Below are 11,960 nucleotides of genomic sequence, written 5' to 3'. Positions count from 1 at the left end.
GTGAACCACGCTCCCTGGGGGCGTGGTTCACTTTTCGGCCGTATTCAGTTTATCCTGCAGCTTTTCTTCAGTGAACACCCACCCTGTGTAGGAGTCGATAATCTTTAAGTTTTCCCCGTGTTCATCGTCGATCTTCACAAGTGCTACGAACGGGTACCGACCGTTATAACGGTAGCGGAGGTCGATGAAACGAAGTTCGGTGTATTCATCGTGGTAATTGATCTCATAACGATAGACCGGTGAAAAAGAAAGAAACGCTTTAATGTTATGGTCCTCGAGAGCTTTTTTCACTACAGGGTCACGAGTATTGATCGGTTTGTTTATGAATTCGTCGAGTATGGTGATGTGTCCGTTTTCGGCACGGCCGATATAATATCTCGAAGGAGTCGTTATAGTGATCCGCCATATATTCTGATTGATCGTCGGAAAAGTGATGATTTGCTCGATGTCTGTGAAATTCTCTTCGATGAGTTTTATCATCTCTCTTTTATCGAAGTACCGCTTCACATAGTAGAGAGCGATGATGAAATAGATGAGCAGCCACAAATAAGCGGGGTTTGCTCCTAAAAACCAGGCGATGATCCCTGCTATGTGGAAATAAAAGATATAGGGGTCGAACGTATTGATGAACCCGTAGGCTACCCACCGTTTGGTGAATGGGCGGTAGGCCTGGGTGCCGTATGCGTTGAACACGTCGACGAATACATGGAGGATGACGGCGAGAAACGTCCACATCCATAAGTGGAGGGTGTTCACCTCCGGATAGAAAAGGGAGAGGCCTCCCGTGAGGAGCAGTCCCCATAAGACGACAGCAGGCATGGAATGAGTGATGCCCCTGTGATTCCTTATATATGTCGCGTTGTTTTTCAATTTAAGTACGGTATCGAAGTCGGGAGCCTGGGAACCTATAATCGTACCGATCAGAACAGCTTGCCCGAGTGCGGGGTCTTCTGCGACAACCGGATCGATGGTGGCCAGTCCACCGAGAGCTACTCCCATGACGACGTGTGTAGCTGTATCCATATGTTTCCCCCCTTTTACCTCGTGCACCAAATGTATCATGAAGGGTGTGTTAATTTGAAGCGCAATGAGTTAGCTGATGAAATAATCAAGGATTTTCCCGTGGAATCATTCCGCGGAGATTTGATTGAATGGTTCAAAAAAGAACAACGTACCCTCCCGTGGCGGGAGAATCAGGATCCATATCGCGTCTGGATTTCAGAAATCATGCTTCAGCAGACGAAGGTGGAGACTGTCATCCCCTATTTCGAACAGTTCATCCGGAAATTCCCGACCCTCGAAGACCTGGCTGCGGCGGATGAACAGGAAGTGCTGAAAGCGTGGGAGGGGTTAGGGTACTATTCCCGTGCTCGGAATTTGCAAACTGCTGTCAGGGAAGTCGTTTCCGAGTACCATTCGGAAGTTCCGAAAACCGTGGAAGAGATCGGTTCTCTTAAAGGTGTCGGTCCATACACGCAAGGAGCTATTTTAAGCATCGCTTACGATCTTCCTGTACCTGCAGTGGACGGGAATGTGATGAGAGTATTATCGAGAGTACTTCTCGTGGATGAGGACATCGCCAAACAGTCGACAAGAAAGCTGTTTGAATTGCTGGTTTCTTCTCTGATTTCTTCGAAGGATCCTTCTTCGTTTAATCAGGGATTGATGGAACTCGGAGCCATTGTTTGTACACCTAAGTCTCCTTCATGTCTATTGTGCCCGGTGCAGGAACATTGCCGGGCTTTTCACAAAGGGGTCGAACAGGAATTACCTGTGAAATCTTCGAAAAAAACACAGAAAGTATTACGATACCGCACGTATGTCGTGGAGAATGAAAGAGGAGAAGTGCTGATTGAAAAGCGCCCGGAGAACGGGTTGTTGGCAAACTTATGGCAGTATCCGATGGTGAAAGAAGAAGAGGTGGAAGAAGGGGATCTGGACGGGTTGAAAATCGAGGAAAACGGTATGATAGACCGAGTGAGACATACATTCTCTCATTTGATCTGGGAGATGGAAGTCCACCGTGCTGAAGCAGTATCCGGAACCGTCCAAAGAGAGGATGCCAGATTCGTGCCGAAAGAAACAATCAAGAATTATCCTTTCCCTGTTTCCCATCAAAAAATACACCCTCATCTTCGGTGAGGTATGCATATGATATAAGGCCGAAAGCGAAGCAAAATGAATTGTTTTCAATTGGAATGAATTGTCGTTATAATAGGAAGAAGTGATTTCAGACAAGAAAGGGGTGGAATTCGTATGTCCAGCCCGGCGCCTGGCAAGCGGATCAAAATACAAAGTTATAAGCACAATGGACAATTGCACCGCGTATGGGACAATACCACTATTCTAAAAGGTTCGAATACGATCATTATCGGTGCGAATGATCGGGCAAGAGTCACAGAAAGTGATGGAAGAACGTGGATCACGAGAGAGCCGGCTATCTGTTATTTTCACACAAGATACTGGTTCAATGTCATAGGAATGCTCCGGTCGGATGGAGTGCATTATTACTGCAATATCAGTTCTCCATTCATTTATGAAGATGAGATGATCAAATATATCGATTATGATCTGGATGTGAAAGTGTTTCCGGATATGACTTACAAATTGCTGGACGAGGACGAATACGACCTCCACCGAAAACAGATGAATTACCCGCATGTACTGGATAGGATTTTGTATAATAATGTGGATATCCTAGTCCGTTGGATACATCAGCGGAAAGGTCCTTTCGCTCCGGAATTCATCGATCAGTGGTATGAACGGTACTTAACGTACAGGTAAGGGAGAGCGCACTTTGAGGGTGCGCTTCCTTATTTTTTCCAATTAGAAAGAAGGGACAGTTTATGGATTCAATAAAAAGGTATATGGTATTTGTAGCTCCGTATAAGTGGAAAATCCTTTTGACCATCCTGATTGGGGTCATCAAATTCGGTATTCCTTTATTGCTTCCACTTATTTCGAAATATGTCATTGATGACATTATCGGGAGCGAATCGATGGCCCAATCGGAAAAAGTGGATCAGTTATTATGGATTATGGGAGGAGCATTATTCCTATTTCTTGTGGTACGGCCGCCGGTGGAATATTTGAGACAGTATTTTGCCCAGTGGATCGGCAGTAATGTCTTATATGATATTCGTGATAAATTATTCGATCATATTCAGCGCCTCAGCCTGAAGTTCTACTCCAAGACGAAGTCCGGCGAAATCATTTCCCGGGTAATTTATGATGTGGAACAGACAAAAAACTTCGTAATTACGGGGCTTATGAATATATGGCTCGATATGGTCACCATTCTCATCGCAGTCATCATTATGCTTACGATGAACGTGTGGCTTACGCTCGTAGCGGTAGCTCTTTTCCCTTTATACGGGTTTGCAGTGAAGTACTTTTATTCGCGTTTGCGGACACTTACCTCCGACCGATCCCAGGCGTTGGCCGAAGTGCAGGGACATCTACATGAAAGGGTTCAGGGAGTTCCGGTGACGAGAAGTTTTGCTCTTGAGGGTTATGAACATCAACAATTTGATGAGCGGAACTCGAATTTCCTTGATAAAGCGATTCGTCATACGAACTGGAACGCATACACGTATTCCGTGACGTATACCATTACGGACCTTGCACCGCTTCTTTTGATAGCTTCCGCTGGGTATCTTGTCATTACCGGCTCGGTTACAGTTGGAACGATGGTGGCTTTCGTTGGTTATATGGATCTTGTATATGGGCCGCTCCGTCGTCTCGTCAACTCAGCCACAGTGCTGACGCAGTCCATCGCTTCCATGGATCGTGTATTCGAATTTCTTGATGAGCCTTATGACATCAAGGACAAAAAGAATGCTCAGGAAGTGACGTCTGTAGACGGAAAAGTGACGTTCGATCATGTTTCTTTCCGGTATGAAGAAGAGGAAGCGCCCGTCCTCGAAGATGTGACGCTTCACGTCGACCGGGGGGAGACGATTGCTTTTGTCGGCATGAGTGGTGGTGGTAAATCCACGCTTATCAGCCTTATTCCCCGTTTTTACGACGTGACAGGAGGACGGATCCTGGTGGACGATACGGATATCAGAGATGTTCAGGTACGTTCACTGAGAGATCAGATCGGGATGGTTCTTCAGGATAATACGTTGTTCAGTGAATCTGTAGCGATGAACATCAAAATGGGGAACCCTGACGCTACCGATGAAGAAATGATGGAAGCGGCACGAGCCGCGAATGCTCATGATTTCATCAGCGGTTTGCCGTATGGATACGATACTCTCGTCGGTGAACGGGGAGTGAAACTGTCAGGGGGGCAGAAGCAACGTATAGCGATAGCTCGGGTTTTTCTGAAAAACCCGTCTATCCTTGTGCTTGATGAAGCGACTTCTGCACTTGATCTTGAAAGTGAGAGCCTCATCCAGTCAGCGCTTGAACGTCTCGCGTCGGAACGCACCACCTTTATTGTCGCCCACAGGTTATCTACGATCACCCATGCTGACCGCATTGTTCTGGTTGAAAATGGTCAGATTGCAGAAAGCGGGAGTCATGAGGAGCTTATGGCTAAACGGGGACACTACTACGGTCTTTATCAGGTTCAGGAACTTGATGATGTGCCACTTTCATAATAAAAAGCTATGTTAAAGCCTGTTGTTGATTTTAGGAACGAAGGGTGGAGACGCCTGCCTTGAATGGCATGAACTTAAAAATCACCGGAATCGAACGTAGAGAGATTCCGGAAGTTTACGTCATGCCTGCGAAAAGCTTCCACCTGCAGAACGAAAATCAACAATGAATGATAACAGAGCTTAATAAAAAGAGGAAACCCGCGGGTTTCCTCTTTTTATTTGATTCCTGTTTGGATATATTCATTCTGGTTATTTTTCTGATAACTTTTTAAGAGGCGTTTCAGTTTTTCCAACTGGTAATGATATTCCATCAACTGGGAAGCCAAAGGCAAAAAGATAAGCCGGTCCTTATCGTAGCCATGTTCGTATTCGTTCATCAAGCGATCTACAAGCAAAGGAATATCCGGGGTCTCAACACTGCGCAAAGCCTGTTTGTGTGTCTGTTTGATTCGTCCCTTCAGGCTCAATAATAATTTTTCATGAGCATTTACCAGTTTATCGAGTTCGTACACGAGAGCGTCCTGGAATTCTTCAGGGATCTGTTCAATTTTGTGATCGAGCCGGTGAAAAGCTTTCAATACGTCGAATGATTTCTTGGTGGTCGTAATCAGCTGGCGAAAAACGACGAGTTTCCGTCCTTTTGCAAACCCTTTTCCTCTCAGATACGTTCTTTCTTCTGAATAAAGAAGGTAAGTGTGGTCCAGCCAGCGGATGGCGTCCTGTATACGTATAATTTCATATTTTAGTGCAGGCTCATCTGAAAGGTTCCGTGTTGTTACGCGGATCCACTGTAAAATGTCACTGGTAGAATCCTCGATTTTGCCGAATAGTCTCGTCTCATATTTTGGTGGCATAAAAACCAGATTGACAACGAATGCGGCAAGGATACCGACAAACATAGAAGAGATACGGGAAGCGGCGAAATAGGCGAATGTCTGATCCGTCGAATCCATCAGAGCTACGACAGCTACGACAGCAAGAGAAACGGTGGTTTCGTTCATCTTCATGTTCGATGTTATACCAATGGCAATGATGATTGCAAAAGCGACTATGAATGGGTCGTTGCCAAGCGTGAAAACGGCCGCAACGGCTATCATTGCCCCGATGATATTCCCCTGAATTTGTTCAATGATAGATTGATAAGAACGATAAATAGACGGCTGTATAGAAAATACGACCGCAATGGCTGCAAGTAACGGGGAAAGGAATTCGAACATCCCACCTATATAAAGAGCTATAGCTACAGCCAATCCTGTTTTGACCATTCGTGCTCCCAGTTTCAAAGGGCATCATCCTTTTGTAAAAAAGTAAGAAAGTATCATTATTGGAGAATCCGGCTATTTTTTCTTGAATCAGCCATCTCCAACAGTATCTTCCGATTTTTTCTAGCTTCTTTCATTATAAACGGTTCTTTTCATTTTTACGATAATAAGAGTTATGATTTTTTCCGGTCATTTCCGCGAATGTCTGATCGACAGCCTCGAGCGTTTTATGGATATCCTCTTCCCTATGAGCTGTGGTCAGGAACCAGGCTTCGTATTTCGAAGGGGCGAGATTCACTCCTTTGGAGAGCATGCTTTTGAAGAAGCTTGCGAATTTCTCTCCATCTGTGTTCTCAGCATCTTTATAGTTCTCTACTTCTTTGTCTGTGAAAAACAAAGTGAGAGCACCTCCGAGACGATTCACTTGCACATCTATACCATACGAGGAAGCACTGTTTTTTATCCCGTCCTCGAGTAGAGCTCCTAGACGGTCGAGATGTTCATAAGTCCCGGGTTGTTCTAGTACTTCAAGGCAGGCGATTCCTGCCGCCATAGAAGCAGGGTTACCGGACATCGTCCCGGCCTGGTAAGCCGGACCTAAAGGTGCTACCTGTTCCATGATATCCGCTCGTCCCCCGTAAGCTCCGATCGGAAGGCCTCCTCCGATGATTTTCCCCATAGCTGTCATGTCTGGTTCGACTCCGAGTAATTGCTGGGCACTGCCGTAAGTGAAACGAAAAGCGGTGATCACTTCATCATAGATGACGAGCGCCCCTGCTTCGTGAGCGAAATCATTCACTTGTTGAAGGAACCCTTCTTTCGGTTCGACAATGCCGAAATTGCCGACAATCGGTTCCACAAGCACACCTGCTATCTCGTCCCCGTACTGCTCCAAAGCCTTCTGGAAAGAACTGATGTCGTTGAATGGCACAGTGATCACATCTTCTGCGATTGCAGCGGGGATACCTGCAGAGTCAGGAGTACCAAGCGTCGCCGGTCCGGACCCAGCAGCAACTAAAACAAGATCAGAGTGTCCGTGGTAGCACCCGGCGAATTTTATTATTTTATTTCTCCCTGTATAGGCACGGGCGACACGGATTGTCGTCATGACCGCTTCTGTACCTGAATTCACGAAACGGACTTTATCAAGGGAGGGGATAGCGTTCTTGAGTTTTTTAGCAAAAACATTCTCGAGGGAAGTGGGCGTTCCGTATAGCACTCCACTTTCTGCAGCTTTCTTTATAGCATCTGTGATATGGGGATGGGCGTGTCCGGTTATGATAGGACCATACGCTCCCAGATAATCGATGTACTTATTATCGTCTACATCGATAAAACGGGATCCTTCCCCTTTCTTCATATATATCGGCGTACCTCCGCCCACTCCTTTATAAGCCCGGGAAGGTGAGTTCACTCCGCCTACTATATGCTGCTCTGCTTCTTGAAAAAGAGATTTTGATGTTTCGATATTCATTATTTTCCCTCCATCGTCGTCAAAACTTTCACTTAGTAGTTTACCATACGAAAACCCGAGTCCAATGGATGATTGTAAAATCAAAGCTCTGTTAAAGCCTATTGTTGCTCATAGGAACGGAAAGCGTCTGCCTGAATATTTACTTTCAGGGTAGCCAAAATCAATGATAATTCTGAAGTGAATGAAGAGGAGGAGGAGTTTTTGAAATATTGGAACTTTCTTTTTCTTTCCTTTAAAGTAGAAAGTATCAATAATGTTGAAGGAGGAATGAAAGATGACTTTGAAAAAAGGACAGCAGGCTCCGGATTTCACATTGCCTGCAAATAATGGAGAGAATGTATCGCTTGAAGATTATAAAGGCAAGAATGTGGTGCTTTATTTTTATCCGAAAGATATGACGCCAGGTTGTACGAATGAGGCGTGCGACTTCCGCGATAATCACCAGAGTTTCGAGGAATTGGATGCTGTCATTTTGGGTGTGAGCACAGACCCGGTGGAATCACACAAAAAATTCATTGAGAAAAATGACTTGCCTTTTCTCCTGTTGGCCGATGAGAACCATGAGGTAGCGGAGAAATATGGTGCCTGGAAGTTGAAAAAAAGAGGCGGCGAAGAGACCTACGGTATGGAAAGGTCGACGTTCATCATTGATAAGGACGGGAACCTGCAAGAAGAATTCCGCCAGGTCAAGGTAGACGGCCACGTGGAAGAAGCTCTGAATTACATTAAAGAAAACCTGTGAACCGCGGCAACCCCGCGGTTTTTCCTGAAAGGAGGAGAGTTTTATGCAAGTGCTGTCTGTTTTGAAACGCGTACCGGAAGATGTGAAGGAACGAATGGTGAATCAGTATCCTTCTGTCGACTTCCGTTACTGTTATGGGATGGAAGAAGGAGAGGATTATCTGCCTGAAGCGGAAATTCTGATTACATACGGGGAAGATCTTAATGAAGAAAAAATAGAAAAAGCGAAAAACCTGAAATGGATAATGATTATGTCTGCAGGTATGGACCGTATGCCTTTTTCTATCATTGAAGAAAAGGATATTCTTGTGACCAACGTACGGGGGATTCATGCCAAACCGATGGCTGAATACGCGATCGGAATGTTTTTGCAGGTGGCGAAACGGGCGAAGAAACTCCAGCAGCAGGAAAATGCATCTTATTGGAATCGGAAACTTGATTTCCAGGAATTGGGCGGACATACGATGGTTCTTCTGGGTACGGGAGCTATAGCCTCAGAAACAGCCCGTCTGGCAAAAGCATTTGATATGAAAACAATCGGAGTTTCGAGGTCCGGGAAAGGGAAGGACAATTTCGACGAAGTGTATCGAATCGAAAAGTTAAACGCTGCGCTAAGTGAAGGTGATTACGTAGCAGCAGTATTACCAAGTACCGAGGAGACCAGAGGATTGCTTCAGAAGGAACATTTCCAGGCTATGCCCGAGCACGCTGTATTTCTTAACATGGGCAGAGGGGATCTGGTTCCGGAAAAGACAGTATCGTCCGCTATTGAAAAGGGTGATATCGCACATGCCGTACTGGACGTTATGGAAGAAGAACCTCTCCCGGAAGACCATCCTTTCTGGAGAGAAGAAAATATCACAGTGACTCCTCATATTTCAGGTATCACGTCTGGATATTTACCGAGAGCATTCGATATTTTCGACAGAAATATGAAAGCATACATGAACTCCGATTCTATGGAAAACGTTATCGATCCGGAAAGGGGATATTAATATGAGAATATATACGAGGTCAGGGGATAAAGGGAAAACATCCTTGGTGCATGGAGATAGGGTTCCTAAAAGTGACCTTCGGGTAGAAGCTTACGGTACGTGCGATGAAGCCAATTCCGTTATCGGGGTTGCTGTGAGTCATCTCAGGAAGGAGGAGTTCCCCGGCAAGGAAGAAATGCTGGAGAAACTCAACCGGGTACAGACGATTCTGTTTCATGTGGGAGCTGAACTTGCTACTCCAAAGGGAAAGGAAGTGTTCTGGGAATTGAAGAAAGAACACATTGAAGAACTGGAAAATCTCATCGATCATTGGGATGCGGATTTGCCGGAACTGAAAAACTTCATCCTTCCGACTGGAGTGGAAGCGGCTGCTCATCTTCATATGGCCCGAACGGTGGTACGCCGTGCAGAGAGATGTTCCTCTGCGCTTGAAGAGGAATTGAACAACCCTCTGGCTGTCGGCTATCTGAATCGTCTCTCTGATTTGCTATTTGTGGCTGCACGTTATGTGGACAAGGAGCTGGGAGGTTCAGAAACGACTCTGAATCCTGATGTATAAAGGAAACGCAATGATTGACAGGTGTACTTGAACAGGGTTAAACTAATTATAAAGATTATAATCTAATAATTTTATCGATAGTTTTATTCGTTTAGAAAGCGAGGTGCATGACGGTGTCCGATCATAGACTTCAAGATGCAATCGATACATTAAAAGAATCGGGAGTTCGCATTACGCCTCAGCGTCATGCGGTGCTTGAGTACCTGATCCAGTCGATGAGTCACCCTACGGCTGATGATATCTATAAAGCTCTAGAGAGTAAGTTTCCTAATATGAGTGTTGCGACCGTCTACAATAACTTACGTGTACTGAGAGAAATAGGGCTGGTCCGTGAATTGACGTATGGAGATTCGTCGAGTCGTTTTGATTGTAATACATCTGATCATTACCATGCCATTTGTGAAACGTGTGGAAAGATCGTAGATTTCCATTATCCTCGGCTGGATGAAGTGGAATCTCTGGCAGAACAGGTTACAGGATTCAATGTAAGCCATCATCGCATGGAAGTATATGGTACCTGTTCCGAGTGTCGAGCAAAAAGCGCTCACTAAAAGCCTTCTGTAATGATTTGCAGAAGGCTTCTATTTTCAAGGTAGCCTGGATATTAGGGGGGTTCCCCTTAAAAAAACAGCTTCTCTTTATCTTGTAATCTGATAAAGAGAAGCTGTTTTTTTGTTATTCCTCAGTCTTTCTTTTTTTCGAGTTGTAACTTTCATCAAATTCTTCGCCTTCAAGTTCCGGGTCCATGGTCAAAGGTTGATCACAGTGCATACATGCATCAACCCGACCGAGCATCTTTGTCTGTTTTCCGCATGAGGGGCACTCTATAGGTACGGCCTTAGTAGAAAGCATCCCGATCCAAAAGTAAACGACTGTACTGAAAAGGATGGATAACATACCTAGGATCATAGCTATTATCATGAGCCATACGATGTCCTTGAACAGGAGTCCGATATACATGATAGCAAAGCCGACAAATATCAAAGACAAAGCGAATGTACGGATTTTATTTATTTTATTACTGTATTTCAGCGCCATTGAAAAGCCTCCTTACTTTCTATAAGAATATTGTATCACAGGTGGTAAACTTCTTAGAAAGAGAAAAGGAATTCCGTTGAAAACGTCGAATAATTAAAAAAAGTGGATTTTTATTAGTCGGGAGGATTTCTATGGAAGATGTGTTGCGTCCCATTTATCAGGAGAGAGCGAGTCGAAGAGAGACCTTAGGCATCCTTTACCTGGAGAAGAAAAAGCCGGTGAGTCCGGTTACGGATAATTTTGATGTTATTTTACTCGTTATAGTTACGGAAGCTCAGGACCCCTGGTATGTAAAACATTATGAATTCGAGGATCAGTCTGCAGCTCTTCACGTAGTAGAGGAGTCCCTGCTGCAACATTGGATTACGACAAGTACGTTCAGACGTGCGGTGGAGTGGGTCACCGATGGGGCTACTATTTTTGAAAAGAACGATTATCTTACTGCGCTGAAGAAAGAACTGAAAGATTTTCCCGAGAAACAAAGAAGTAAGAAAAAAGTGATTGAATTCGCTAAATTGATCCGGAGCTATAGCGAGTCGAGGGACCTGTTCGAATCAAAACAATACTTGGACGCTTTCAGCAGAATGGTCAGATGCCTTCATTACCTGGCACGTCTTTCGATTATTGAAAAAGGGTTTCATCCGGAAGTGACTGTGTGGAACCAGGTGAAAAGGATGGATCCTGAAATCTATAAACTGTACCAGGAATTGATAGAAAGTGGAGAAAGCGTGGCGAAACGGGTAGAGCTTATGGTTTTGGCATTAGATCACTCTATCAATGAACGTGCCGAAAATAATATGGAGCATTTCTTTTCTGTTATGAAAGAAAAAGAAGAAAGCTGGACATTCGGAGAACTGAAAATTCATCCAGAGGTCAAGGACTATGCACTCGATCTTTCTGCAATGATGGAATATGCGGTGAATAAAGGCTTTGTAAGCATAGATTTGCAGGAAACGAAGGGTGCCGGTATATATCATCGAAAGTACTGTATTGCTCCCGGTCTTTAAAAGATCGGGGATTTTTATTGGAAAAGTATTGACGACTACGAGGAGGGCGTGGTAAATTGTTATTTGTCGCGTTAAGGAAAGCCGTTCACGGCAACCGGCGCACACAAAAAAATATACATTGTTGTTGACGGAATACGCACAACATGGTATATTGATTAAGTCGCTGTTTTGAGAGCGACACCGTAGATCTTTGAAAACTGAACAATGTTTTATGCCATGCGTCAATTTTTAAAGCAAGACAACATGAGCTAATCAATCGCTCTTTTATGGAGAGTTT

At 44.6% G+C, this 11,960-nt stretch carries 12 protein-coding genes; 8 read left to right on the top strand and 4 right to left on the bottom strand.

What is annotated here, in order from left to right:
* Positions 1-27 precede the first annotated feature (27 nt).
* A complete protein-coding gene (locus tag BW944_RS09310; protein ID WP_076559022.1) occupies positions 28-1,023 on the bottom strand; it encodes a metal-dependent hydrolase in 996 nt (331 codons plus the stop codon).
* A gap of 54 nt (positions 1,024-1,077) precedes the next feature.
* Here BW944_RS09310 and mutY point away from each other — a divergent pair, with 54 nt between their 5' ends.
* The 3 genes from mutY (at position 1,078) to BW944_RS09295 (ending at position 4,607) form a co-directional block, all read left to right on the top strand.
* Complete coding sequence (mutY, locus tag BW944_RS09305; protein WP_084193700.1) at positions 1,078-2,142, top strand: A/G-specific adenine glycosylase; 1,065 nt, start codon at positions 1,078-1,080, stop codon at positions 2,140-2,142.
* 114 nt (positions 2,143-2,256) lie between these two features.
* A complete protein-coding gene (gene ntdP / locus BW944_RS09300) occupies positions 2,257-2,784 on the top strand; it encodes a nucleoside tri-diphosphate phosphatase (protein ID WP_076559020.1) in 528 nt (175 codons plus the stop codon).
* A gap of 62 nt (positions 2,785-2,846) precedes the next feature.
* Complete coding sequence (locus tag BW944_RS09295; RefSeq protein WP_076559018.1) at positions 2,847-4,607, top strand: ABC transporter ATP-binding protein; 1,761 nt, start codon at positions 2,847-2,849, stop codon at positions 4,605-4,607.
* 215 nt (positions 4,608-4,822) lie between these two features.
* On the opposite strand, the gene BW944_RS09290 is transcribed toward BW944_RS09295, so the two are convergent.
* The gene (locus BW944_RS09290) at positions 4,823-5,890 is read right to left on the bottom strand and encodes an FUSC family protein (RefSeq protein ID WP_076559016.1); all 1,068 of its coding nucleotides are present in this window, start codon (positions 5,888-5,890) and stop codon (positions 4,823-4,825) included.
* Between the two features lie 115 nt (positions 5,891-6,005).
* Positions 6,006-7,343 (bottom strand): glutamate-1-semialdehyde 2,1-aminomutase, encoded by a 1,338-nt coding sequence (locus BW944_RS09285; protein ID WP_076559014.1) that lies wholly within the window; start codon positions 7,341-7,343, stop codon positions 6,006-6,008.
* A 274-nt stretch (positions 7,344-7,617) separates the two neighbouring features.
* Between BW944_RS09285 and bcp the strand changes: the two genes are divergently transcribed.
* From bcp to perR, 4 genes are all read left to right on the top strand, one after another.
* Positions 7,618-8,085 (top strand): thioredoxin-dependent thiol peroxidase, encoded by a 468-nt coding sequence (gene bcp / locus BW944_RS09280; protein WP_076559012.1) that lies wholly within the window; start codon positions 7,618-7,620, stop codon positions 8,083-8,085.
* A gap of 43 nt (positions 8,086-8,128) precedes the next feature.
* Positions 8,129-9,079 (top strand): D-2-hydroxyacid dehydrogenase, encoded by a 951-nt coding sequence (locus BW944_RS09275; RefSeq protein WP_076559010.1) that lies wholly within the window; start codon positions 8,129-8,131, stop codon positions 9,077-9,079.
* Position 9,080: 1 nt separating this feature from the next.
* Entirely contained in the window at positions 9,081-9,638 is a 558-nt protein-coding gene (locus BW944_RS09270; RefSeq protein WP_076559008.1) for a cob(I)yrinic acid a,c-diamide adenosyltransferase, read from the top strand.
* Between the two features lie 107 nt (positions 9,639-9,745).
* Positions 9,746-10,189 (top strand): peroxide-responsive transcriptional repressor PerR, encoded by a 444-nt coding sequence (perR, locus tag BW944_RS09265; RefSeq protein WP_076559005.1) that lies wholly within the window; start codon positions 9,746-9,748, stop codon positions 10,187-10,189.
* A gap of 124 nt (positions 10,190-10,313) precedes the next feature.
* Here the strand turns inward: perR and BW944_RS09260 are convergent, their stop codons facing one another.
* A complete protein-coding gene (locus BW944_RS09260; RefSeq protein ID WP_076559003.1) occupies positions 10,314-10,676 on the bottom strand; it encodes a YgzB family protein in 363 nt (120 codons plus the stop codon).
* Positions 10,677-10,807: 131 nt separating this feature from the next.
* Between BW944_RS09260 and BW944_RS09255 the strand changes: the two genes are divergently transcribed.
* A complete protein-coding gene (locus tag BW944_RS09255; protein WP_076559001.1) occupies positions 10,808-11,683 on the top strand; it encodes a nucleotidyltransferase-like protein in 876 nt (291 codons plus the stop codon).
* Positions 11,684-11,960 lie beyond the last annotated feature (277 nt).

This window comes from Salimicrobium flavidum, from assembly GCF_900156645.1.
GTDB classification, from domain to species: Bacteria; Bacillota; Bacilli; order Bacillales; family Halobacillaceae; genus Salimicrobium; species Salimicrobium flavidum.
This window is presented reverse-complemented; position numbering and strand designations above follow the sequence as displayed.